Raw genomic sequence first — 26497 nt, forward strand, 5'->3', positions numbered from 1 at the left:
AAATCAATTAAATAATTATTTTTGAGTTTCACTTTCATATATTTTTTTGTTTGCTTCTGCCATTTTCACATATTTAGATTTCTCTTCACTTGTCATTTCTTTTCAATGATTACCAATCAATTTTGCAATTTCTGCAACTTTTGATTTAAGTTCAGGTTTTTGTTGAATAATTTCTCTTCTTTTTTCTTTACTAAAAAGCATATAAGCATTCATTGGTCTTTTAACTTTATTTGACATATTTTTACCCCCTAAATTTTCTTACTATAATTTTACATGATTTAAAAATTAATTTTTTACATATTGGTTTTTAGTAAAGAAATTTATCCATAATTACGATTTTTTCCTTTAGAGTTTTTCAATAACTCAATCTCATTTTTAAGTTGTTGATTTTCTTCTTTTAATTTTAATATTTTATTTTGATTTACATTATTATTTTTAATTTTTAAATATTCATTTAATTCTAAAGTAATAGATTTTGCTTTATAAGGGTTGCTTTCAATTATTTTCATTAACTTACTATTTTCATCAATTTGAATTGGTTTTCTTTTTTCATAATCAAATCAAAAACCTTTAATTTGATTTATTGTTATATTTCTAAGATAAATAGGTCTAATATAACAAATTTTATTATTTATAGTTACATTTCCTAAATCATGATTACTTGATTGAGTTGACAATAACTGAACTCTTATAAATTCTGGGTGTGTTTTTAATACAATAGCAGGCCTTCTATTTTGCTTACCCTCGTGTTCATCACCCGATATACAAACAATAATGCCACGGCCTTTTTTAAGTTTTCATCAATTAATTTCTTGCATGTAAATTCAACTTTCCTAAAATTTGACATATATATATACTTTTATCGTATAATTAAATTGTTAGTACAGGTAATGCTGTGCAAGGGGGTATATCCCTCACACTGCCCAACATTAAGTTGGGTATTTATTTTTTTGGTATTATTTTTTTAATTTGGTGGTTAGCCCTAAATACTGGACCACTTTTGGATAGACAGTTTTAAATTTTTATTTGTGAAATTGGTGGTTTTAGAAATTTAGAATGTATTCTTTCGTAATTATAAAACATAATATATTGGTTTACATCATTTATAGCTTCATTGAGAGAAAAATATTGATTTGAACCTTTAGGTAGTCATTCTTGAGATAAATGAGAAAATCAGTTTTCAGATATTACATTGCCACCAATATCATAAGGTTGTTTTTTGCTTAAAATTATTTGCTTATCAGCAGCTCAATTTGTGATGTCTTGACAATAAAATTCGTTGGCGTTATCTGAGTGTAAAATAACGTTTTTTACTTGGTTTCAAGAGAATTGTTGATTTATTTTTTCAAGTGCAGGAAGGATTAAATCTTGATAGGATTTGTTTGAACATGTATTATAGCTTACAATATTATTTGAATAAAAATCAATAATTATAAAAAGATATAATCAACCTTCTTTAGTATTTATTTGTTTAGTGTCCATTGATCAAATTTGATTTGAAGAGGTTGTACTTTTATAATCTTTGTTTACTTTATCCATTGTAGGTATTCACTTATTTGGATTTTTTTTGTTTTTAGGATAGTTATTTTTAGTTTGTTTTAATCCTTGAAGATTGTGATCTTTCATAATTTTTCGCATTTGTTTTGTTGATAATTCTAGATTTAAATAATATGTTTGTATTGTTTTAATCATTCTTTAAATGCTGAAAAAATTCGTAAATAGCCATAAATTTATCCTTTTCTTGTAAAATGAAATTCAAGTAAAAGTTGGCATAATTCTTGATATTTATGTGTACAATTACTAATTTGATTTTTTTCTTTTTTAATAGGGTTTTGTTTGTTTTTTACAAAATAATATGTTGATCGGTTTAGTTGAAGATGTTGGCAAAGATATCTAATTGAATATTGGTTTTTGCTATCATCAATAATTTGAATTTTTTGTTTGATATTTAACTTGTTAATTACTAATGCTATTTGTTTAATTTTATCCATTATTAACAATCCTTTCATGTCAAAATTAGTGTTAATTGTATAACACAATTGTTTTTCGAATACATTCAAGTTTTTTTTAAATTAATGGTCTAGTAAAAAGGGCTAAGTAGCAAGTAGCAAGTAGCATGTTTTATTAAAAAATGGTATTAATGATATTCATGTTGGAAAATGTGTACACGAAGATAATAATTTTAATAATATTATTAATTATCAATTAATTAATAATATTAAAAATATACAATAAATAATAAAAAGTTTTATAATGAGGCTTTTTAGTAATCTGTGTTTCTTTGTTTTACAAAGTACTAGTTCAGATTAATTTTGTCTTCAAATTTTATCATAAAATGAGCAATTGCTGTATTTCAATTTTGAATAGGCAATGTTCATTTTTTTGTGATATTTTCAATTGCTAAGTAAAAAATTTTAAAAACTGCCATATCATTAGGAAAAACTTTTTTATTTCTAATAACTTTTCGTAATTGGCTATTAACAGATTCAATAGCATTTGTAGTATAAATTACCCTTTTAATTTCTGCTGGATAACTAATAAAAACCATTAAATTTTCTCAATTTTTATATCAAGATTTAGCAATTTGTGGATATTGTTTATTTCATTTACTTTCAAATGATTCTAAAGCTTGCATTGCTTGTTCTTCACTACATGCTGTATAAATTGGCTTTAAATCGATAACTAGAGACTTTCGATGTTTGTATGAAACATATTTTAAGCTATTTCTAATTTGATGAACTATGCATAATTGATGTTCAGTTTTAGGATAAACTGATTGTATTGCCTCTGACATGCCTGTTAAATTATCACTACAAGCAATAAGAATATCATTTAAGCCTCGATTTTTCATTTCTGTAAAATTATTTAATCAGAATTTAGCACCTTCATTTTCACTAATTCATAAACCTAAAACATCTTTTTTACCTTCTAAATCAACTCCTAAAGCTATATAAACTGATTTGCTAATTGCTACTTGCTACTTGCTACTTAGCCCTTTTTACTAGACCATTAATTTAAAAAAAACTTGAATGTATTCGAAAAACAATTGTGTTATACAATTAACACTAATTTTGACATGAAAGGATTTTTAATAATGGATAAAATTAAACAAATAGCATTAGTAATTAACAAGTTAAATATCAAACAAAAAATTCAAATTATTGATGATAGCAAAAACCAATATTCAATTAGATATCTTTGCCAACATCTTCAACTAAACCGATCAACATATTATTTTGTAAAAAACAAACAAAACCCTATTAAAAAAGAAAAAAATCAAATTAGTAATTGTACACATAAATATCAAGAATTATGCCAACTTTTACTTGAATTTCATTTTACAAGAAAAGGACAAATTTATGGCTATTTACGAATTTTTTCAGCATTTAAAGAATGATTAAAACAATACAAACATATTATTTTAAATCTAGAATTATCAACAAAACAAATGCGAAAAATTATGAAAGATCACAATCTTCAAGGATTAAAACAAACTAAAAATAACTATCCTAAAAACAAAAAAAATCCAAATAAGTGAATACCTACAATGGATAAAGTAAACAAAGATTATAAAAGTACAACCTCTTCAAATCAAATTTGATCAATGGACACTAAACAAATAAATACTAAAGAAGGTTGATTATATCTTTTTGTAATTATTGATTTTTATTCAAATAATATTGTAAGCTATAATACATGTTCAAACAAATCCTATCAAGATTTAATCCTTCCTGCACTTGAAAAAATAAATCAACAATTCTCTTGAAACCAAGTAAAAAACGTTATTTTACACTCAGATAACGCCAACGAATTTTATTGTCAAGACATCACAAATTGAGCTGCTGATAAGCAAATAATTTTAAGCAAAAAACAACCTTATGATATTGGTGGCAATGTAATATCTGAAAACTGATTTTCTCATTTATCTCAAGAATGACTACCTAAAGGTTCAAATCAATATTTTTCTCTCAATGAAGCTATAAATGATGTAAACCAATATATTATGTTTTATAATTACGAAAGAATACATTCTAAATTTCTAAAACCACCAATTTCACAAATAAAAATTTAAAACTGTCTATCCAAAAGTGGTCCAGTATTTAGGGCTAACCACCCTTTTTAAATTAAAATATCTAATTATTGAAGAAAATTATTAAAATTATTGACTAATATGAAATAATTTTATTTTAAAGATTTTACTTGTAAGAAAATTAGCATTTTTAAATGTAATATCATAACTTTTATTATCTAAATTATTTTTAATTTTATAACTTAAAACTGCACTAACACTACCATCATCATGTTTAAATGTATTCATTACAATATCACTTAAAGTAAAATAACTATTATTGTTAATATCAAAATATTTACTATACATATCTTTATATAAATTTTCTTGGTCCTTTAACATATTATCAAGAATACCATTATGATGTGTTTTATCAACTATTATATTTAGTAAGAAGTTTAAACTACTAGTAGGAGTATTTAATCAATTAGAAAAGTTTGCAAGAACACTATCTTGTTTAAAATTAGTTTCATCACCAAATTGAACACCTAATAATTGTAATATTTCTTTAGTTTTACTAATATTATCTGTTGTTGGGTGATTAATAATATATTTAAGATTATTTAAAGCATTAATAAAATCTTTACTACCGAAATTTAAATCTAAATATTTTACTAAATCTTTTAAATCAATTAATGGATTTGTTGTTAAATATTTATTAGTAAACTCAAATATTTTATTAATTGTGTCATTAATTGGAGTATTTTTAATTCCTGATTCTAAACTATTAACAACTTGTTGAGGAATATCACTAATAGCTGAAATAAAAGAAAATTTCTTTTGAATCTCAGGTAATGTTCAATATGAATCAGTTCATGCAAAGGTAGCTTTCGCAATAATATCTTCACCAAAAGGTCCGGTCATTAAATTGGTAACTAATTTAAGCATATTATCTTTTGAAGATATTAATTTTTGAAAAATAGTTAATACTATTTTTAGTTGAACTGTATTATTTTTAAGTGGTGTTTTATCATCTCAAGTAATACTATCAATACCAAAAGTTGGATTAGTTAATTTTAATACTTCACTTTTAACCATTGGTATTATTGTTTTTATTAAATAAGGTCATGCCACTGGATTTGTTAAAATCTTATTAAGAGTTTCACTAAATGTAACATTAAAATTATCAAAGTTAAAACCGATAGGTCCAGCACCTCATAAAGCATACTTAATATTATCACTAATCATTTCCCCAATATATTTTCCTGATATTGACTTAAACATATAATTAAAATTAACACCAGCTATATATTCATAAAATTGATTTCAATTTCAATTTTTCGCTTCATCTTTAACATAGTATCACTTTTCATGACTTGGAATATTTCAAGCTTGAGCAAATGTCGCTTTCTTTGACATATAATCTTGCATTTTTTCAAAAGTAGTATTACCACTAAAATTATCTTCTTGATCTCAATCTGCTAATAATTCATCAATAGTATTAGTTATAATTGGAATATAATTAGTATAAGATAAGTAATCATTAATATTTGGTATTAAATTTTTAATATTTTTTAACATTCCGTCAATCATATTAACAGTATCATCATTAGATAAAATAGAATTATTTAAATAATTTTTAAGCATTGACAATATGTCACGATAACTATTATAGCTATTAATATTAATAATGATAGCATCAACTTTAGATTGATTAATACCATTACGTTGAAATAAAGCCTGAATAGTATTAATACTATTACCATCTAAGTTACTAGTTCAATCATTAATAAAATCATTTCCAGTATTCTTACCTGTAAGATTATCAATTTGAATAGAAGGGGTTTGATTATACATATCATTTAATAAATTATTAGTATTAAAACCTTTATTTTTAGCAATTAATAACGATTTACCAACAATAGAGGTTTCATTAGCATACTTAGTTGCTGTTTTAGTATCAACATTGTTATTAGCAAAATTATTAATACTAATATTGTTTGTATCAATTGTGAATGCTAAAATCGACATGCTAGAACTTAATAAAAGGCTGGTAGTAAAAAATAAATTTAATTTTCGTCTCATATTTTACACTCCATTTATAATTATTTTCTTATTATTATAAACTATTACAAAATAATGTACAGTAAATTTTATTTTTAAAAAAATATCTACTAATAAGTTAAATTAGTAGATATTTAATACATTTTAATTATGAATTTAATTAGATATTCCGTTTTTGTTAAGTTAGGACTAATAACTAGTAAAAGAATATTTATAAATTTATGAGAAAGTATGTTTATTATATTTTTTTGTTGTAGAAACATTAGTTTTTGGTGTAGAAGCATTAGTTTGTGTTTTATTAAAAACATGTGTTGGTTTAACTGAATGATTATTCTTTTGAGTAAAATGATAATTTTTTTTGTGTTGATGTAATTTATTATTACATTTATTAAACAAATGTTTAATCAAATGTAAGGGATTTACCATACAGTGATGATGGTGACATAAAATATCAACAATATTAGTTAATAAATAATTAACATTTTTATTAGCTTCCAAATTATGTTGGATAGGTTTTTCCAAAATGCTATAAAAAGTAGGAATAATATTATTATAATTAGCGATATCTCTTTCCTGTAAATATCTTAACATTTCCAATACTTTTTTATTATTTACTAAATCATTATTACTTTTAAACTTTCTATTCTTGATAATGCTACTATGATAAGAATTTGGATCACATAAACGATATTTTATTTTCCTTGATGATTTTATTTTCTTTTTTCTTAATTTCAGAAAAAATATTATTATAAAACCAATTAAAAAAATAATACTCATGATAATAATTAAAATAACTATTAACTTCATATGTTACTCCCACATTTTATTTTTAATTAATAAGTATTAATTTAACATTTTATTTTATAAAATAAAATACTTTTTATTAAAAATAATAACGTTTAGCAGAACCTATCTTTCTTTCAACTAAACTAAATAAGATAAAGATAAAAATAAATCTTAAAATTTCAATACCAAGTAAAATAAATAATATAATTACTGAATGATTATTAAAATTAAGAATATTATTATATTCATCAGGTCTTGGTAGATTAGGACTAAAATAAAGTACTACTAAAGTTAAAGCAAAAGATAAAGTAGCAATAATCGCATTTAAGGGTACTATTACTAGACCAGCACTTACTTTTTTGATAGTATCTACTTTTAAATTTTTACTTTTATTACACAATTTAAAAAGATAGTAGTAAATAAAATAAAAAGAAACAATAAATAAAATATTAGCAATATTATCAAAGAAAATTTGAATTGGCGGATGATCACTATCTGCTAATAAATGTAATCAAGGTTCGATAATACCAATTGCTAATGTATAATATAAACCAATAATTGGTAAAGCAAAAGCAATAATTAATGAATCAAAAATTCTTAATGGTAAAATTACTCCCATAAACTGAATAGGTATTTCAATTAATGAAGAAGCAACAGCTAATCCCAATAAAATTCCTATCAAAGTAATATTAAAAATTTGTTGTTTTGAATTAATCTTTATTTTTTTCTTTGTTTTTATATCTATTTTTTCTTTTTCTTGGTCAACACTTTTAACTATCATTATAACTTCTCCTTTTTAAAATAGGTATTTAATTAATTAAATACCTATTTATAAAAATTATAAATTAATTTTAATTAAAAAACAAGACATTTATTAAATTTTTATAAAAACTATTAATACTACTCTAATTTAGAAAATTAATTAACAATAAAAATATCATAATAATAATTTGATAGATAATTTTTATTAAAATAAAAATAACAAAAACTAAAAAAATAAATTATAATATTAATCATATATTAATCATTAAATTATAATATTAATCATTAATTTAATTAAATTAAATTAAGTATCATTTTTGTTTTGTGTTTGCTTTTATATTTTTTTATGTTAAGATTTGTTTGTTATTAAAATGTATAAAATTGGTTTTTAAAACCTAGAACTCGGAAGTTTTATATATGGATATTCAACAATATTTTTATGTTAAAAAGGTTTTTATGCTTCTTATGTTAAAAACGTTCTTTTACCTATTTCTTTTTTAAATAATGTTGGAAATATTAGGGGTAAATCTTATGTTGGTAATAAACAGAAATTAAGAAATAATACTTCTCGTACTAAAACTAATTTGATACAAAAAGCATTACATAATTTTTGTGATAGTCAAATGTTAAGTTTTCTTACTTTAACTTATAAAGATAATATGCAAGATATTAGAAAAGCAAAGAAAGATATTCCTTTATTTTTTCTTAAATTAAAGAAAAGATGAAATGAGCCTAAACGTTCTAAATATTTAGGTGAATTGAAACATTTTTATGTTTATGAATATCAAACTCGTGGAGCAGTTCATTTTCATATATTGTTTAATAGTAAAATACCTTATAGTATGATAATTGATTGATGACCACATGCTGAGAAACAAGGTATTAAGTTAATTGTTGTTAAAAAGGTACAAATGAATTTGTTATTAAATATTTGGGAAAGTATGTTACAAAAGCGTTAGATGATGTTAAAGCAGATATAGGTATAAAAGCATATGCTTTTAGTCGTAATTGTAAAAATCCTATTGTAGTTCGTGGTATTAAAAAATGAGAATTCAAGATATAATTAATGCAAGTTTTAATGCAACAAATGTATTTTATTTTAAATCTCAAAGAGATAGTAATGGTGATACTGTTATGATTGGTGGTATTATTGAAAGTACTGTTGTTAATGATTATTTTAAGGATTATGAAGATTATGAAAAATATGTATATTTAAGTGCTTTATCGCATAATCATTATTTACGGAAGGAAGGATTAAATCTTGATAGGATTTGTTTGAACATGTATTATAGCTTACAATATTATTTGAATAAAAAACAAATAATTACAAAAAGATATAATCAACCTTCTTTAGTATTTATTTGTTTAGTGTCCATTGATCAAATTTGATTTGAAGAGGTTGTACTTTTATAATCTTTGTTTACTTTATCCATTGTAGGTATTCACTTATTTGGATTTTTTTTGTTTTTAGGATAGTTATTTTTAGTTTGTTTTAATCCTTGAAGATTGTGATCTTTCATAATTTTTCGCATTTGTTTTGTTGATAATTCTAGATTTAAAATAATATGTTTGTATTGTTTTAATCATTCTTTAAATGCTGAAAAAATTCGTAAATAGCCATAAATTTGTTCTTTTCTTGTAAAATGAAATTCAAGTAAAAGTTGGCATAATTCTTGATATTTATGTGTACAATTACTAATTTGATTTTTTTCTTTTTTAATAGGGTTTTGTTTGTTTTTTACAAAATAATATGTTGATCGGTTTAGTTGAAGATGTTGGCAAAGATATCTAATTGAATATTGGTTTTTGCTATCATCAATAATTTGAATTTTTTGTTTGATATTTAACTTGTTAATTACTAATGCTATTTGTTTAATTTTATCTATTATTAAAAATCCTTTCATGTCAAAATTAGTGTTAATTGTATAACACAATTGTTTTTCGAATACATTCAAGTTTTTTTTTAAATTAATGCTCTAGTAAAAAGGGCTAAGTAGCAAGTAGCTAAGTAGCATGAACATCGAAAAATACTGTTAAATGTCTTAAATTTGGAACACGAATAGGCATAGTAACAAAATTATATAAATCTTGTTGATAAATATCATTATCAACTTTACCTTTAAAAACATATTTTGTATCACCAACATTATCTAAAAAACTAAAAACAAAATTAGCAGTAAAAGTTTTAAAATATTCATATTCAAAATAAAACATAAAACCTTGAATATAAAAACTTAAAGGTTTATCAATTTCAAAATTTAACTGTGTTTGAAAATTTATAATACTTTTACCAGTATTAACAAAATTTAAATTATTAGTATTATTCTTTGCAACATAATTATGATTAAACATAATACGTAAAATTGGGCGCATAACTTTAACCCTTAGATTCATAATTGGATAACAAAGAACGATATAACTATCGTTCTTTTTTTGTTAAAAGATTAAAACTTAATAAAACTGTCGTAGAAGTCTAATAGTGAGTACTTTATGTAAATACTTCTATATCAGAATAAAAGAGCATTTAAATCACTAGCAAATTCTGGATTATATCATTTATCACGTGTTTGACCAGTTGGCACGCTTGTTTGTTTATTTATTTCTACAAATTTCAAAACATCAAACTTTAATGTTTGACCTTTATTATTTTTATCGGGAATAATACGCCCTTTTTCAATATTAACTAACTGTACTTTAAACATAAAAAAATACTTAACCTCCTGAATTCATTAAATTAAAAATTTAATAAGTTAAGCATAGTAGGGTAAAACCTATACTTACAAATTAAGTATAACAAAAAAAATAAAAATCAAATAAAAAAAGCACTAATAAGAATTCAGGTAATTATTAGTGCCATTAACCATTATATATATATATATATATATATACAAGTAAAATTATAGAAAAATAATAAATTATTGTTTAACTACATTAGTAACTAAAAAATCTGCTTGATTAAAACCTATTTCAATTTTTATACCTCTAATAGATTGTTTATTTACCATATAAATTTTTGAAAAATTATTATAAATAACAGTTGATAATTTTTCATAATCCGCTTCTTTAAATAACAAATCTTTTTCTTTATAAAAAGTTTTAAATAAATTATTAAATTGTTTAATTGCTTTCAAAGGTAAATTTTGTAAATAAATATCTTCAATCTTTAAAAAAGTATTATGATTAATATAATCATAAAATTTAATATCATATATTTTATCACCAATATAATTTTTGCCGTCAATATTTATAGTATTTACTTTAGAATTATTTAATTGAAATAAATTTACTCCCGAGACAGTTGCCATTGTTGTAGTTGTTAAAATGGTTAGTAATGGTTTCATATTTATATTTATCTCCTTAATAAATTTTAATTCTCATTAACCCTAATAAAATTATAATATACAACACAAAATAAATAAAATAATATTTTAATGTAAAACTCTTTTCTTAAAATCTATTTTTTCAACTTTATTACCAAAAACTTTATCTACCCAATTCAAAACATCTTTATCTCTTTGAATTAAATAACCTATTTCACTAGTCCGTAAATAATGCTTATGTGATAAAGCACTTAAATATACATATTGTTCGTAATCTTCATACTCTTTAAAATAATCATTTACAACAGTACTTTCAATAATACCACCAATCATAACAGTATCACCATTACTATCTTTCTGGGTTTTAAAATAAAATACATTTGTTGCATTAAAACTTGCTTTAATTATATCTCCAATTCTCAATTTCTTAATACCACGAACTATAATAGGATTTTTACAATTACGACTAAATGCATATGCTTTTATACCAACATCTTCTTGATTTAAAGACTTAGCATCATCTAGTGATTTTGTAACATATTTACCTAAATATTTAATAACAAACTCATTTTTACCTTTACGAACAACTCTCAAATCAATACCCTTAGCATTTCCAGCATGTGGTCATCAATCACGTATCATATTATAAGGTATCTTTCTATTAAAAATTATATGAAAATGTACTGCTCCACGGTCTTGATATTCATAAACATACATATATTTTAATTCACCCATATATTTAGCACGCTTAGGGTCATTTCATCATTTCTTTAATTTAAGAAAAAATAAACGAATATCTTTTTTTGCTTTTTTAACATCTTGCATATTTTCAGCATAAGTTAAAGTAACAAAACTTAACATATTACTATTATAAAAATTATGTAATGCTTTTTGAATTAAATTAGTTTTAGTACGAACAGTACTATTTCTCAATTTTTGCTTATTACCAACATAACATTTACCTTTCTTATTTCCAATATTACTCAAAAAAGAAATAGGTAAAACTACATTTTTAACATAACAAGCATAAAAAATTTTTTTAACATAAAAATCTTGTTGAATATCCATATATAAAATTCCTGAATTCTAGGTTTTTAAAAACCAATTTTATATTTTTTAATAATAAACAAATCTTAACATAAAAAATTATAAAAACAAATATAAAACAAAAACGTTATTTAACATAATTTATTTTTTTAATCTATCAATTAATATGCTTTTTTGTATTTTTAAGGTTTTGAATATTTAATTAAAAATAATTTAAAGAATGTAAATAAATGATTATAAAATAAGTGTTTTGTATGGTTTGATTTAATTATTATTTTATAGTAGTGTATTATCAATAGTAATTATAATATTTGCAAAATTAGCCTTTTAATAGATTTATTTATTAATAAGGTTTTTTAATATTATAATTTATATTTTAAATTAACATTATTATGAGGAGAAATTTTAATGCCAAGATTAGAACATTTAGAAAAAGAAAGAATAAACAAATTTCTTATTTTACTAAAAAATAGTGATGAAATAAAAATTTTTTTAATGATTATAAAGAAGTCATATTAAATGGTGAATGTCAATATATGAATTTTTTTATGATTTAGATGAATTTTTAAAAAATAAAGAAAAAATTAGAGAACAATTAAAAGCAGAAACAGTTCCTGATAATAAAAAAATAAAAAAAAAATAAATTCTTTTTTTTAAAAAAAGAAAATAATAAAAAAATGTTTTTAATAGAAAACTTAGAAAAGAAAGCAAATATGTTGGAAGAAATACATAATATTTTATTAGAACTACGTGATAATGCACCAAAACGGGAAATGGAACATATTATTTATTTAAAAATATTATTATTATATTTTGATGACAATTCTTTAAATGGTAAAAGATTATATTTTTATGAATATGAACAATGAAAAAAGATATTTATTGAATTTGCTAATATAAGAATGAATGAACTTGAAGGAGTTGATTTAGAAAATATTCAAATAATAACTGATGCAGTACAAACTTTATTTTTAGATGTATTTCGTGATGAAACTTTTCAAGGAAAATATAATTTAAATATTGAAAAAGAAAAGTCTAAATTAGAAATAGAAGATGTAATATCTTTTAATCTTTTTAATGATACACTTGAAATTATAAATAATAAAATATTTAAAACATATATGGAACAATTACCTATTTTTACCAAAAAAATACCAAAATATATTAGAGAAATATCAATTATTAAAAAATACGATATACTAGTTGATTATAAATTATTTCTTCTTAAAAGAAATGAAATAAGAGAGACTATTGATATAGTCACAAAGATATCAAAAGAATTATTTGAAAGAAATGAACAATATAAAAATAAAATTAAAAAGAAAGAAAATGAAAACAATACTTTTTCTTTATTAAAAATGGAAGTTGAATTAGTAGCAATAGAAGAAATAATTAATACACTTAAATTAATTGAAGAATATAAACATTCTAAATTTATTTTTGCAATTCGTGGTATATGAAATCTTATTTTAATTTTATATTTAAAAGAAACAAATCATAATAAAGAAATAAAAATTGAACAATTTCAAAAATGAATAGATAACTTTATTAAAGTATGTAAAAACCAGAGATTTTATATTACAGAACGTGAGAAATTTAAAAGTTTAAGTAATTTTATTGAAATTTTTCAAAATTTTAAAAAAATATTGTTACAAATAAAGAATTTCAAGAAGAAGTGGCAATCACAGTTATTAGTGAAAAAGATTTTCCTGAAAATATAACTTTGATTAATAATACCTCTAGTGTAGTAACAAATTTAGAAAATAGACCATTTAATATGTAAAGTTTATTTTTTTATTTTAACAAAATATATTGTATAAAATAGAAATAAATTATGATTTTAATAATAATTTTCCCTTTACAAATGATTAGGACGTATAAGTTTAACCCATAGAATTCAATAACATTTACAATATAACTTGAAAATTCTATGATTTGTTAATTTAATTATACCATAAAATTTAAAAATACTAAAAAATATAATTTAAAAAATACATTTAAACAAAACAAAAATACTAATCTTAAAATTAGATTTTAAAAATATTAAATTGTATTAATTTAAGTACTATTAAGATAACTTCTATAATTTAAATAATTTGCTTTTGCAATTAACATATTATTTAATGTTTGATAATTATATATTTTTGCTCCATTAGTTAAAGATTTTAAAAAATGATATACATCACTTTCAGCAGAACAACCAATATTTCAATCAGCATTTTGATTAATAATTCCTTGTTCATTATTTTTAAAATAATTATAAGTTTTTTTAGTAACTTTATTATGATTATTTTCTAAAATAGTAATTAATCCATTATAATTACCATTTGAAAAAGTAGTTGTTACATCTAAATACTTTGTTCAATCAAGTGCTTTTTTTTTGATGTTTACCACGAACATTAACAAAAGATTTTCATAAATAACTATAAGCATGATATTTATCTAAAATATAATAACAGCCCAATCAACTAGCCATTGCTCTAATTCATAATGCACCATCCCCAGCAACTACTAAATTATAATTATTATATTCTCAATTAATAGCAAATATATTTAATTTAATATCATAATGATTATTAATAGTTTGCATTGTAAAATTATGTAATTCTTCTTGTTTTGGTGCATTATTAGTTTTAAATAACATAAATGAAGTTATTTTCTTGTCTAATTTATTTCTATATGAATAAATTTCTTTTCTTCCTAAATTATAAGTTAAAAGTCTACAACAATATTGTTGTTTTAAACTATTTTCATCTCAACAAGTTATATAAGCATCATCTGCACATATATTTAATTTTTCATTATCTAATACTTTAAATTTTTCTTCTGGTATTCATTTTGAAATATTTGCATTTTTAAAAATTCTTGAAATAAGATTTTTAGAAAAAGAAGTATATTTAAATTCTGATTGAATATTAAAATAACCTTTTTTACTTATTAAATTTTCAATTAAATTATCTAATATATCAAAATATAAATCATTAGTAATTCTTGCTCTTTTTTAATACCAAATTCTTCATAAATTGGATAATAATATTGTTTATTAATTGTATCTCAATAAACTCTTTGTCTAAAAGTCCCTATTCCAATTGGAGTATTTACTGTTCTATTAACTCTTGAATCAATTTTATATTGATTTTTATCTCTATTTTGAAAAAAATATTCATCATAATCATGGATTTTTTGAAAATATTTTGCTAAAATATCTGTGATTTCTGATTTTAGAAATTCTTTAAAACTAAACATTTTTTAACACCTTTCTAGTTATATGTTTCACGCTCAATTTTAGCAAATTTGTTAAAATATTGTTGAAAAATGTTTGGTTTTAGAGTATAATATTAACAAACGTTTAATAACTTGATAACTTGATAACTTGAAAATTCTATTTACGTTTAAAAGATAACTTTTATTAGTTATCTTTTCTTTTTTAATAAAATAATGTACAATAAAGAAAAATATAAATAGAAAAGGAAAATAAAAATGTTAAAATTGGGTGAATGACCACTATTAGCGATAGCGCTTTCAATATATTTAATAATATTTGCACTAGTATTACTCGGTGTAAAAGGCACTGAATTATGTCATAGACAAAAAAAATGGGTATATTTTTTATGTTTATTTCATTAAATATTATTGGTTTATTTTGGGCAAATAAAATATTTAAAAAAGAAAATCCAGATTTTAAATTTTGACAAACTATAAAAAATATTTTTAAAATTAAGAGAAAAAATAAAAAAATAGCAGTATAATGCTATTTTTTGCTATAATTATATTATAAAAATTAAATAAAAAAATATATGAAGTAATTAATAAAGTTAATAAGTTATTGTGGGAAAACTTAACTTAAACATTATATTAATTATATCATAATTTTTCGTTTTTTAAAGCATATGAAAGGAGATTTTTATGTGCAAGAAGAAAAAATAAAAATAAGAACAATTTTTAATGATGCAAAAGCATTAAGAGAAAAATTAGAAGAATATTTTAATCATTGTAAACAAACTGAAGAAGTACCTACTAAAATTGGTATGTTAGTTTATTTAGATATTACAGAAAATACTCTTTATAGTTGAAAACAAAAAAAGAGAAATACTTTTTTACAACAAATTAATTGAGCATATTTACAAATACGCCATATTAATACACAAAGATATTTAAAAGCAAATGCAAATAATACTGCATGATATTTAGAAAGAGCATTTGTGAAAGAATATCATTTATCTACAAAAATTGATATAAAAAGTAGTGATAATACAGCCCCTATAGCAATTAGTTTAGAAAATAAAGGTAAGAATAAATGTTAAGTAATTTTGGTTATTTATTAGATATTGCTAAAAGAATGTATTTAAAACAACCTTTAAATATTAATAAAATTAAACAATTAGGTAGTCGTAAATCTGGTAAAACATTTAGTGATATTGAATTTCTTGGTATTTTATTAATGTTAGATAATATTAATATTCATGCTTATTTAATTCGTAATATGTCAAAACAATTAAATGATAGTTGACAAGAATTAAAACAAATTATTAGAGCAACATATCCATCAATTAATTTTATTATTAGTGAAACTAAAAAAACTATTGAATTTAATGGTAGTAAAATCACTTGTAAATATTTACATGCACAAGATAATAGTAATGTTAAATTAACTGGATTAGCAAGTAATTATTTATATGATTATGTAATTATATGAAGTGATGAAAGATATGAAATTACTGAAAATGATTATCAAGATTTAAAAGATGCTATTCGTGGTGCAAATCAATTATTAGAAATTGAAAGTTGTAATCCTTGAAGTATTTTAAATGAATTTATTAAAAAAACTATAAATGCTTGTCCACAAAATGAAAAGCAAATAATTAATGAATATGAACAATTTACTATTATTGATAATACTATTTATCATTATCAAAATTGAAAATTAAATACTCATTTAAAAGATAGTGATAAACAACAATTATTAGAAATAGAAAAATTAGACCCAATATCTGCAAGAGTAAGAAGTCATGGTTTAGTAGGTTATGAATCTGGTGGAATATATTCACATTTAATTCATAAGATTAGTAGATTATTACAACCAAGTTATAGATTTAGTGCTGGATTAGATTATGGGTTTAAAGATGATGCTTTATCATGTTTATTAATAGGTTTTGATTATAATTTTAAATTTGTTAATGTTATTGATTGTTTAAAAATAGAAAATAAATTAATTAGATATGATAATAAACAATTAGCAAGATTAGTAGTTGAGTTTTATATTAAATTAGCAAAAGAAAATAATTTGTTATATGAATATGGTTTAACTGTATATTGTGATTTTAGTAATTATACATTTATTGAAATGTTAAATGATACAGCAATTAAATATCAAGTTAATTCATGGCTATATTTTAAAGATTGTGTGAAATTAAGACTTGAGTTTAGAATAGGTAAGAATGTGGCTTTAATGGCATCAGAACGCTTAAATATTAGTATGAATGCACAAGCATTATTAGATGAATTTAGATTGGCTGTATGAGACCCTAAAAGTATTAAACAAATACCATTAGCGGGTAATGACCATTTACGTGATGCATTTGATTATGCTATAGAACCATATATTAGAAATTTAAGTGCAAATATAAATCCTTATTTTGAAAGGAAGTAACATATGAATAATCATAATACTGAAATATTAAATCCTAGTTGATGTATGATAAATCTTCAAGAAATAATAGCAAATCATGCTTCTAAATTACTTTGGGGTAATGGTTATACTTTAACAAGTGAAGATGAAGAATATAAAAGAGCAATTGAAAAATTAAAAGAATGAAATAATTTTGATAGTTTATTTTATCAAGATTGTCATATTAAATCTGGTTATGGTTATAGTATTGTTCAAATTGATAAAAGTAAAACTGGTAGAATATCATTAAATTTTTCTCAACCTTATGCTCAATCAAGAGTTGCAAGAGTATTAGATACTGAACAAGGTGCTAGTACTTGGTCAAGATTACAATATGATGACCAAAGTATTTATGTTAAAACAACATATACTCCAAATCAAATAATTAGATATTTTACTAGTGATTTTATTACATTAGATGGATTACAAGAAAAGATAAGTAAAGATTTACAACTACCTTTAATAGAAAATCATAATTTAGGTATTATTCCAGTTAAATTTATGCAAAATTTACCTAAAAAGAATTTCTTTGGTGGAGTTATTGGTGATTATTATCCAGATATGACTCCAATTAAAAAATTACAGCAATTATTAAATAAAACATTTGAATCAATTGAACATGAACTTGAATATAATGTTACTCGTGTATTTTTAGATATTACTGAACAAGAAATAAATCAATCTAAAACTGCTTTTGATTTAAAAAAATTAATAGGTAAATTTATTTTACAAGCAAATTTAAGAAGTTTAGGAAGTACTAGTGGAACACCACCAATTGCTATTTTACAAGGTAGTCCAATATTAGATAAATATGCTGAATTTATACAATTTATTATTGATAAAGCATTTGAAGGCTCTGGATATAGTCCAGTAAATGATACTACAAGTCAAAAAACTGAAGCAAGAAGTATTAATTACTAATTCAAGAGATATGGAAACTACAAGAATTAAAAGAACTTTAAATCAAAGTGATTGAAATGAAATATTTCAAAGATGTTTTATATTAATGGGATTAGATGGTGATAAATCTAAATGAACATTTGAAATTAAAGAAAATACTATTATAGATAGATTAAAATCATTAGAAATTAATGAGAGAAAATTAGCATTAGATTTAACTAATAGAAAACGTATTCTTGTGCAAGAAGAAGGTGTTAGTGAAGAAGAAGCAATGAACATTCTTAAAGAAAATAGAAGAATGAGAAAAGAAGAAATTGATTTTGATAATGGATTAGTAAAAGATATTGATGGAGAAACTAAAAATGATACCGAAAATAAATCATCAATTAATTAAAACAGTTTGAAAATCAACTGGTGAAATTGAAAAAGATTTTACACAAAATAAAGATTTACAATTTCGGGTATGTCCTTTTACTATTATTTTAGGTGCTATAAATTCAACAGAAACGGGATATAAACCACCAACTAGTATTCCTAATGATTATACTTCATTTAGTAAAATCTTTACTGGAAGAGAAGCAATATTATCTGTATGAGATAATAGTTTTGATTTAATAGAACCAGATTTAAAAACAATAGATTCTACTGGTAAAAAGATTTTAAAAGTTGGTGATGTATTTTATGGAAATATTTTAAGTGACCAATTAGGTATTACTTATTCAGCAACTCCCAATGATAATAGTTTCATTCAAGAACAAGCAATTAAAAATGTAGTCATTAATATTCCAAATGAAAAAAAGAATTTTAATTTTATTAATAACATTGTTTCAAATTTATATAAGTTATATATGATTCCAGAAATTAATAAAGTTATAAATACTGATAAATCCATTAAAGTTGATAGACAATGATATATTCTTGAAGTTGCAAGTAAAACTTATAATAATGAAAATAAAGAATTAGCATATATTCAATGTACTTTTAGTAGTTTAAATGATAAATTATCAACAAGTGGTTTAGCAATTAATCAATATGTACAATTAGGTGCTGTTGGTGAACCGGTTGCAATACCTACACTGGATTTAAATAATAATATTATATTAGACCAAGATTATTTACCACCAAGACCAGTTACACATGCACAGATTACTTTTTATGGTACAGTTGGAAAAATAGGAATTGGATTATTAGGAAGAAATATTATTAACAAAAATGATAATAAAGAAATTATTATGAATCCTACACATTTAATTTTTCCTTTAAATTATCAAGCATCTACATATGACCCAGTTAGTTTTAGTGCTTTGCCAGAAACTAATTATGTTTTAACAGTAGGAGCAAAATCAACAGTTGATACTTATCAACAATGGCAAGAAGTAATAGCACCAATGTATGATGATGGTGCGAAAAAAACTTTTGAAGGTCATATATTAACTGATGTTGAAAAAACAACATCTACAAACAANAGAAACTAATTATGTTTTAACAGTAGGAGCAAAATCAACAGTTGATACTTATCAACAATGGCAAGAAGTAATAGCACCAATGTATGATGATGGTGCGAAAAAAACTTTTGAAGGTCATATATTAACTGATGTTGAAAAAACAACATCTACAAACAAAATTGACACTGAAACTGGTAAATATATTCCTTATTGAGATAGTAATTTTTTAAATGGAGTAAACTTAGATACTGATAAATTTTATACTATTGGTAATCCTTATTTTGTATATTTTAATAAAAATAATAAAAAAANAAAAAACAACATCTACAAACAAAATTGACACTGAAACTGGTAAATATATTCCTTATTGAGATAGTAATTTTTTAAATGGAGTAAACTTAGATACTGATAAATTTTATACTATTGGTAATCCTTATTTTGTATATTTTAATAAAAATAATAAAAAAATAAGAGGTCAGGTTAATGGTTATATTATTAATAATTTAAAATTTAAAAATTTAAGAAATTTAAATGCTTTAATGTATTTTATTTATAATTCTATGAATGAAATTCCTTTATCAATAAGAGAAACCGTTAAAATTCAATTAAATACTATACCGGTATTTGGTAGTTTTTTTAGTGGTTTTACTGGTGGAATGAATATAGGATTTAAAAAAGTTTCAAATTTATTAATACCAAGATTTGATACTGTTAATTTTTTTATGAGTGCAGAATTATATAAATTTTATACAAACGTTATTTATTCAAGTGCAAAAGAAAAAAATATTATGCCTTATGATGTTTTTAGAAATGGCACACCCGATTCATTACCAGCAATTTTAGGAACATCAAGTCATATGACAAGTTTTACGTTTAATTTAACGGATAACATTAAACTTTCAACTTATGATATTGATAATAATAATATTGTTGATACTAAATATATGAATCTAGTTAATATATCACAAAATAATCCAAATAATAATCAACAAATATATTTATTACCACCAGTAGAAGATTTTGATTTACAATCACCAATTTTTAGTAATGATAATTATAATGGTTTTTATATAGATATGATTGATATTTTAGTTCAAGGAAAATGTAACTTTAAATTAACATTTTATAGTATGCCAAATGATTACGAAAGTGCTGTAAGTGATGATTTTAGTATTTGAGCAGGAACATATCAAACGGTTGGTAAAGCAAGTGGTAATATAAGATTGATTAAAAATAACTTTTTACTAGCAAATAATAATTATAGTTTTAAAAATAAATATAATTATCCAAAAGCAGTTAATCCACCACCGCCAACAGAAATACCACACTCAATATTCATAGATTTATCTGGTCAAAAATTAAATAATAATTTTACTTCTCCATTTGTATCAGATATTTCTAAACGTTATCAATATTTTATTTATCCAAATAATACTAATTATCAGTCATGAATAAAAAATATTTCAATTGATTTAACTGATTATGATTATCAAAACGTAAAAGATTTTCTAAATGATTATAAAAATTTTGAATTAAATTGAAATATTAGTATATCGGCAATTGAAGGAAATAAAAACAATACCTTTAATAGTAGTAATTCATTTATTATTCCTGATTTAAAAGATATACCTCAATTCATAGGAGAATATATACCTTATTTTCATGAAAATAATCCAGAAACTTATTATCACTATAATGATAATCAAGAACATGAAGGTAATAATTGTAAATTTAAAGTAGAAATTCTTTTATCTCCTAGTTTAAAAGAATATTATATAAAAAATGAACTTGATAGTAATAAATATTATTCAGTATTAATTGGAGATACAAATAATGTTAGTTCAGATGATACAAGAGTAACTTTTATACAAACTTGATTAATTATGAGTTTTGTAGGTACTAAATTAAATATAACTATAAATTTAATTGGTAGTTTGCATATTAATACTGATTATTTAACTAGTGAAATAATTAGTAATATTAACTTTAATAATATACAAATTTCACCAAGAGTGACATAACAGTTAGAAAGGTGGTGGTAATTATGTTAAATGAAAATGAAATGAAAGAAGGTAATACTATGGAAGAAAAAGAAAAAGATGAAGAACAAGAAGAAAATAAAGAAGAAGTAAAATCAGAAGAAAATACTGAAAAAGAATCTGAAGAGAAAAAAGAATCAGAAACTGAAGAATCTAAAGAACCAACTTTAGAAGAAAAATATAAAGAATTAGAAGAAAAATATAATGCTTTATATAAAGAAAAAACTGATAAAGATAGAGAAATTAGACATTCAGAAAGTTATAAAAAATATGATTTATCACAAGAAAATATTAATTTATTAAAAAGATATCTTGGTGATAAAGAAGATATTGAAGAAGAATTATCATTATTAAATAAAGATTTTCCACATTTATTTAATAAAAATAAAGATACAAATATTAGTAATTCTTTAGATGTAAAAGATAAATTTAAAGAAGAAAAAGAAGATGAAGTAGATACTAGAAAAATAGGAATGGTAGGTTAAATTATGGATTATAGTATGCATGAATTACTTAGTCAAATTGATTTAGTAAGAAAATCATTAATTATTATTAATGATAATAATTTAAAAAAATTACAAGTAGAAGATTTATTAATTGAATTATTAATGAAATTAAAATAAGGAAAAGGTGAAATAAAAATGGCAATTATTACAACACAATCAACAACAATTAATGACCCTAGTAATCCAACTGGGAAATTAGATTTATCAGTAAAATATATTAAAAATTTAAAAGTTTTATTATCAAAAAGAGTAGCATTAATTAATGCAACAGTAGAAAATAGAGAACAATTAGATGCTGGTACTGCTATTTATAATATTACTAAAAAAAATCTTACAGATGATTATAATGCTGGTGCTGGTGCTAATGATTTAACAGCCACAAGAGTTGAACAAATTTTATTAGATAAAAAGAAACAAATTGTTTTTGAAGAAGAAACATTAGATTTAAAAAGATTAGGTGCAAAATATGAAGATGGTAATGTTCTTGTATCAGATAGTTTAGCATCTAGTTGAATTGATGCAAAAGCAAAAACAGTAGAAACTTATTTAGTAGCAAAATTATTATCATTAGCAGTTAAAACAGCAAAAGATAATGAAATTATTAAAATTGCATTACCAAGTACACCAAAAATAGATGATTATAGAATGTTATTATGATTAAAAATATCAAATACATTAGCAACATTAAAAGCAAGAATTACTGATGAATATATTGGTACAGATGAAGAAGATTATACATTATGAGTATCTAGTTTTTTTAAACCATTAGTATTATTATCAACAACTACATTAGGTAGTGATAGTGCAAGTCAAGCATTAAAAGATGGTAAAATTGTAGAAATTGGTGGTATTAAAATTGTAGAATGTCCGTGATTAGGTAGAAATTATCCCGCTGGAGTTATTGATAAAAAAGAAGGATTTAATTTTTTAGGATGTGATGCTGTATTAGTGCATAAAGAAGCATTAGCATTTCCATTTAATCGTGGTCAAGATAATATTTTTGTTTTACAAACTAATGGTAATATTAAGAATTTTCATAAGTTTTTAGTTTCAGAAGGTAAAGCATTACGTCCAGATTTAGTTAAAGGATTTACAGTTACTTCAAGTATTGATATTGCAACAGCAATTGAATTTACTAATTTAGGTGCTATTACTATGGCTGGTGCAACACCAACAGCAGATGAAGTTGAAAAAGCAATTCTTGCTAAAAATCCTAATTATGTTAAAGGTAATGCTAATTTTTCAGATTTAACAGCAACAAGTGCTAATGTTGAAGGTAAAACTTTATATGATGGTTCTTTACAAGTAACTTTTACAAAGAAGTAATTTAAATGCCTATTATCTTACTTTTAAGAATGATATTAGAAACTGCTGTTAGTGATATTCAAACTGCTGAATTAATAGAAAAATTTAAAAAAAGTAATTCATTATTTAATAGTTTTTTAAAAAATCCAGCAGGAATATTAAAAAATCAATTAATGTCAAAAGTATTAGGACAAGGCAAATCTCAAAAAGAATTATCTGAATTTCAACAAGTTTTACAAAAATTAACTAATTTACCAGTAATTCATAAAAAAATAATGACACATATTACTAATAATAATATTGCTAAATTACAACATATTCAAAAACAATATTTAACTGGTAAAGGATTAATGCAAAAAGGTAAAGAAATAATAATGAATGCTATTAATGAAAATTTTGCTGATAGTGTTATTGGAGTTTATATTAATCTTTCTAGTAGTGCATTAGCGGGTGGTATATGAACTCCAGTAATACAACAACAATCTGGTACTTATGGTATTGCTACATTAACTTATAGAACTAATTTATCTAAAAGTTATGATTATTTTATGGTCACAAGAGAAACTTGAATTGATATGTGTAAAGCAAAAAGTATGTATGGTACTGGTGCTAATAGTGTATTTATTAGAGAATATGCCAATGGTGGTTTATCTAAAACTGATAGAGAAAAAAGAGTTAGAACTAATGTTAAAAATATGAATAAAAAAGTTACTCAACAAGGAAAATATAAATCTGTTATTGGTGTAGTTAATAAATCACAAGCAGTACAAGGATATGGAAGGTATAAAGATTATGGAAAACAAAAATAATATTGATTGAAATGTAAATTTAAATTATATTACAAAAGATGATTTAAAAACTATATATGGTTTTATACCAGATGCTGACCAAACGACAATTGATAATACTAAAACTGATTTTACTATTATGGCTATTGCTATATCAAGTGAAAGAATTAATACTATTACTGGTAATCAAATTGAAGTAATAGGATTTAAAAATCTTAATGAAACTCAACAACAATTAGTTAAAAGAGCAACAGCAAGAATGACTATATATTATTTAACTGATGGAATGGCATTTATTAGAAGTAGTGTATCTATTAGTGGTAATGGTTTATCAAGTAGTATTAGTCCACCAACTGAACCAGATTATGTATTAATGGAAGTATATAATTTATTACAACAATCAAATTTACATACTCCAAGAAAAGCAATTAATAATCCTATTTCATGTAATACAGATAATTTTAATACACCTAGTATTTTTGATGAAAGTGATACAAGAGTAATAACATGAGATTCTGGTAATAAAACATTTTTACAAAAAATTGGAATAATTGAAGGTACTGGTATAAAAATAGATGATATTACTGATACTATACCTAAATTAAAAATTCATGTTGATAGTAATATTGATTCATTATGAGAAGTTGATAAAGATAATCCTAATTTTATTAAACCAAAAGATGATAAAGGTATTGATGTTAATGGGAGAAGAATTATTGATGTTGGTACACCTACATTTTTAAGTGATGCTACAACTAAAGTATATGTTGATAATTTATTAGATAAAAAACAAGATAAATTAATTGCTGGTGAAAATATTACTATTGATAAAGAAACTAATACTATTAGTGCTACTGGTGGTAGTAGTGAATCATTATGAGAAGTAGACCCTAATAGTCCAAATATTATTCAACCTAAAGAAAAAAGAATTATTACTTCAAATAATACTAGAATTGTTGATATAGGTGAACCAGAACAAGAAAAAGATGCAACTACAAAACAATATGTTGATAATTTATTAGATAAAAAGCAAGATAAAGAAAAGTGATTAATAGTTGCTACAAGTGTTATAAATGGAGTTAATCAAACTATTACATATGATTGTAAAGAAAATAAAAGATATCGTATATGATTTAATTATGGTATTAGAAGACAAACATTAATATTATCTGATATTTATATTTATGAAGAATTTATTTATTCAAAAGGAAGTAATACTGAATTAACATTTGATATAAATCATTCTCAACCTTATTTAATTTGTAATAGAACAAATACTCCAATATTTACTTGATTAGCTGGAAATACAAGAAACGGTAATTTATGAAAATTAGAAGAATTAGAAGAAAATAATGAAAATATTTATAAAATTACTAGTAATACATTAAATATTATTTCACCAAATAAAATTAATATGAATAAACCAATAAAAATTATTTCTAATAATTTAGAAACAAATGAAATTGAAGAAAATTGTTGAGATATTGAATTAAAAAATAATCCAATTCCAAGTATTCCAAAATGAAAAGAAGTAGGAACAAAAATTAATATAAATCATATTAAATATACTTTTAAATCAAATACTAAATATAAAATTTATTATAATTTTGAAAGTCAATCAAGTAATAAAAAATTTGCTTTTATGTGTAAAGAATTTTTATATGGTGAGTTAAATAAAGAGGTTCAAACTTTGGATTGAGATAAAGTTAATGATAGAATAATAATTTCTTTACAAATGCAAAATGATACCATTGCTATCGTTAGTGACCCTACAAGATTTGGCCAACTTTTAAAATTAGAAGAATTACAGGAATAATATTATGTTTTTTAAAATTATAAAGATTATTTTAGGTTTAAT

General features: G+C 22.2%; 28 protein-coding genes and 1 pseudogene. 13 read left to right on the plus strand and 16 right to left on the minus strand.

Going from position 1 to position 26497, the window contains the following annotated elements; genetic code table 4:
- Nucleotides 1–15: 15 nt before the first annotated feature.
- From SPIRDC1_RS00505 to SPIRDC1_RS00525, 5 genes and pseudogenes are all read right to left on the minus strand, one after another.
- Complete coding sequence (locus tag SPIRDC1_RS00505; protein ID WP_174479987.1) at nt 16–237, minus strand: HMG-box domain-containing protein; 222 nt, start codon at nt 235–237, stop codon at nt 16–18.
- Between the two features lie 83 nt (nt 238–320).
- Nucleotides 321–818 carry a hypothetical protein gene (locus SPIRDC1_RS00510; protein ID WP_174479988.1) on the minus strand — a complete coding sequence of 166 codons (498 nt, stop codon included), beginning with the start codon at nt 816–818 and terminating at the stop codon, nt 321–323.
- Between the two features lie 196 nt (nt 819–1014).
- Entirely contained in the window at nt 1015–1692 is a 678-nt protein-coding gene (locus SPIRDC1_RS00515; protein ID WP_174479989.1) for a DDE-type integrase/transposase/recombinase, read from the minus strand.
- A gap of 38 nt (nt 1693–1730) precedes the next feature.
- The gene (locus SPIRDC1_RS00520) at nt 1731–2009 is read right to left on the minus strand and encodes a hypothetical protein (protein WP_174479990.1); all 279 of its coding nucleotides are present in this window, start codon (nt 2007–2009) and stop codon (nt 1731–1733) included.
- Between the two features lie 287 nt (nt 2010–2296).
- Nucleotides 2297–2968, minus strand: a pseudogene (locus SPIRDC1_RS00525) (IS256 family transposase); the annotation flags it as partial.
- Nucleotides 2969–3076: 108 nt separating this feature from the next.
- On the opposite strand from SPIRDC1_RS00525, the gene SPIRDC1_RS00530 reads away from it, so the two are divergent.
- Nucleotides 3077–4072 carry an IS3 family transposase gene (locus SPIRDC1_RS00530; protein WP_174479968.1) on the plus strand — a complete coding sequence of 332 codons (996 nt, stop codon included), beginning with the start codon at nt 3077–3079 and terminating at the stop codon, nt 4070–4072.
- 87 nt (nt 4073–4159) lie between these two features.
- On the opposite strand, the gene SPIRDC1_RS00535 is transcribed toward SPIRDC1_RS00530, so the two are convergent.
- The 3 genes from SPIRDC1_RS00535 to SPIRDC1_RS00545 all read right to left on the minus strand — a co-directional run bounded on the left by SPIRDC1_RS00535 (nt 4160) and on the right by SPIRDC1_RS00545 (nt 7640).
- Nucleotides 4160–6094 (minus strand): hypothetical protein, encoded by a 1935-nt coding sequence (locus tag SPIRDC1_RS00535; protein ID WP_174479991.1) that lies wholly within the window; start codon nt 6092–6094, stop codon nt 4160–4162.
- Between the two features lie 198 nt (nt 6095–6292).
- Entirely contained in the window at nt 6293–6880 is a 588-nt protein-coding gene (locus tag SPIRDC1_RS00540) for a hypothetical protein (protein WP_174479992.1), read from the minus strand.
- A 76-nt stretch (nt 6881–6956) separates the two neighbouring features.
- Complete coding sequence (locus SPIRDC1_RS00545) at nt 6957–7640, minus strand: hypothetical protein (RefSeq protein ID WP_174479993.1); 684 nt, start codon at nt 7638–7640, stop codon at nt 6957–6959.
- 565 nt (nt 7641–8205) lie between these two features.
- Between SPIRDC1_RS00545 and SPIRDC1_RS00550 the strand changes: the two genes are divergently transcribed.
- Nucleotides 8206–8580 (plus strand): rolling circle replication-associated protein, encoded by a 375-nt coding sequence (locus SPIRDC1_RS00550; RefSeq protein ID WP_174479994.1) that lies wholly within the window; start codon nt 8206–8208, stop codon nt 8578–8580.
- On the plus strand, nt 8553–8684 hold the full coding sequence (locus SPIRDC1_RS10145) for a hypothetical protein (protein WP_255495885.1): 132 nt from the start codon (nt 8553–8555) through the stop codon (nt 8682–8684). The genes SPIRDC1_RS00550 and SPIRDC1_RS10145 overlap by 28 nt, the downstream gene beginning before the upstream one ends.
- A 238-nt stretch (nt 8685–8922) precedes the next feature.
- Here SPIRDC1_RS10145 and SPIRDC1_RS00555 read toward each other — a convergent pair whose 3' ends face one another.
- From SPIRDC1_RS00555 to SPIRDC1_RS00575, 5 genes are all read right to left on the minus strand, one after another.
- Nucleotides 8923–9525 carry a hypothetical protein gene (locus SPIRDC1_RS00555; RefSeq protein WP_174479995.1) on the minus strand — a complete coding sequence of 201 codons (603 nt, stop codon included), beginning with the start codon at nt 9523–9525 and terminating at the stop codon, nt 8923–8925.
- A gap of 100 nt (nt 9526–9625) precedes the next feature.
- A complete protein-coding gene (locus tag SPIRDC1_RS00560; RefSeq protein ID WP_174479996.1) occupies nt 9626–9994 on the minus strand; it encodes a hypothetical protein in 369 nt (122 codons plus the stop codon).
- A 71-nt stretch (nt 9995–10065) separates the two neighbouring features.
- Nucleotides 10066–10323, minus strand: a complete 258-nt coding sequence (locus tag SPIRDC1_RS00565; RefSeq protein ID WP_174479997.1) for a hypothetical protein — start codon at nt 10321–10323, stop codon at nt 10066–10068.
- 213 nt (nt 10324–10536) lie between these two features.
- Complete coding sequence (locus SPIRDC1_RS00570; protein ID WP_174479998.1) at nt 10537–10962, minus strand: hypothetical protein; 426 nt, start codon at nt 10960–10962, stop codon at nt 10537–10539.
- Between the two features lie 87 nt (nt 10963–11049).
- Nucleotides 11050–12009, minus strand: a complete 960-nt coding sequence (locus SPIRDC1_RS00575; RefSeq protein WP_174479999.1) for a rolling circle replication-associated protein — start codon at nt 12007–12009, stop codon at nt 11050–11052.
- Between the two features lie 656 nt (nt 12010–12665).
- Here SPIRDC1_RS00575 and SPIRDC1_RS00580 point away from each other — a divergent pair.
- A complete protein-coding gene (locus tag SPIRDC1_RS00580) occupies nt 12666–13709 on the plus strand; it encodes a hypothetical protein (protein WP_174480000.1) in 1044 nt (347 codons plus the stop codon).
- Nucleotides 13710–14046: 337 nt separating this feature from the next.
- On the opposite strand, the gene SPIRDC1_RS00585 is transcribed toward SPIRDC1_RS00580, so the two are convergent.
- From SPIRDC1_RS00585 to SPIRDC1_RS00595, 3 genes are all read right to left on the minus strand, one after another.
- On the minus strand, nt 14047–14382 hold the full coding sequence (locus SPIRDC1_RS00585) for a hypothetical protein (protein ID WP_174480001.1): 336 nt from the start codon (nt 14380–14382) through the stop codon (nt 14047–14049).
- Entirely contained in the window at nt 14309–14632 is a 324-nt protein-coding gene (locus SPIRDC1_RS00590; protein WP_174480002.1) for a hypothetical protein, read from the minus strand. The genes SPIRDC1_RS00585 and SPIRDC1_RS00590 overlap by 74 nt, the downstream gene beginning before the upstream one ends.
- A gap of 314 nt (nt 14633–14946) precedes the next feature.
- The gene (locus SPIRDC1_RS00595; RefSeq protein WP_174480003.1) at nt 14947–15234 is read right to left on the minus strand and encodes a UPF0236 family transposase-like protein; all 288 of its coding nucleotides are present in this window, start codon (nt 15232–15234) and stop codon (nt 14947–14949) included.
- Between the two features lie 662 nt (nt 15235–15896).
- On the opposite strand from SPIRDC1_RS00595, the gene SPIRDC1_RS00600 reads away from it, so the two are divergent.
- From SPIRDC1_RS00600 to SPIRDC1_RS00650, 9 genes are all read left to right on the plus strand, one after another.
- A complete protein-coding gene (locus tag SPIRDC1_RS00600) occupies nt 15897–16292 on the plus strand; it encodes a terminase small subunit (protein WP_174480004.1) in 396 nt (131 codons plus the stop codon).
- The gene (locus tag SPIRDC1_RS00605; RefSeq protein ID WP_174480005.1) at nt 16286–17638 is read left to right on the plus strand and encodes a phage terminase large subunit; all 1353 of its coding nucleotides are present in this window, start codon (nt 16286–16288) and stop codon (nt 17636–17638) included. The genes SPIRDC1_RS00600 and SPIRDC1_RS00605 overlap by 7 nt, the downstream gene beginning before the upstream one ends.
- 3 nt (nt 17639–17641) lie before the next feature.
- Entirely contained in the window at nt 17642–18577 is a 936-nt protein-coding gene (locus SPIRDC1_RS00610; RefSeq protein ID WP_174480006.1) for a phage portal protein, read from the plus strand.
- On the plus strand, nt 18531–18950 hold the full coding sequence (locus tag SPIRDC1_RS00615; RefSeq protein WP_174480007.1) for a hypothetical protein: 420 nt from the start codon (nt 18531–18533) through the stop codon (nt 18948–18950). The genes SPIRDC1_RS00610 and SPIRDC1_RS00615 overlap by 47 nt, the downstream gene beginning before the upstream one ends.
- Before the next feature lie 3095 nt (nt 18951–22045).
- Nucleotides 22046–22525 (plus strand): hypothetical protein, encoded by a 480-nt coding sequence (locus SPIRDC1_RS00635; protein WP_174480011.1) that lies wholly within the window; start codon nt 22046–22048, stop codon nt 22523–22525.
- 3 nt (nt 22526–22528) lie between these two features.
- Nucleotides 22529–22663: a hypothetical protein gene (locus SPIRDC1_RS10150; RefSeq protein WP_255495886.1), complete on the plus strand. Its 135-nt coding sequence runs from the start codon at nt 22529–22531 to the stop codon at nt 22661–22663.
- An 18-nt stretch (nt 22664–22681) separates the two neighbouring features.
- Entirely contained in the window at nt 22682–23872 is a 1191-nt protein-coding gene (locus tag SPIRDC1_RS00640) for a hypothetical protein (protein ID WP_174480012.1), read from the plus strand.
- Between the two features lie 5 nt (nt 23873–23877).
- Entirely contained in the window at nt 23878–24660 is a 783-nt protein-coding gene (locus SPIRDC1_RS00645) for a hypothetical protein (RefSeq protein ID WP_174480013.1), read from the plus strand.
- Nucleotides 24626–26455 carry a hypothetical protein gene (locus SPIRDC1_RS00650; protein ID WP_174480014.1) on the plus strand — a complete coding sequence of 610 codons (1830 nt, stop codon included), beginning with the start codon at nt 24626–24628 and terminating at the stop codon, nt 26453–26455. The genes SPIRDC1_RS00645 and SPIRDC1_RS00650 overlap by 35 nt, the downstream gene beginning before the upstream one ends.
- Nucleotides 26456–26497 lie beyond the last annotated feature (42 nt).

The organism is Spiroplasma endosymbiont of Danaus chrysippus (assembly GCF_902809815.1).
Lineage (GTDB): Bacteria > Bacillota_I > Bacilli_A > Mycoplasmatales > VBWQ01 > Spiroplasma_E.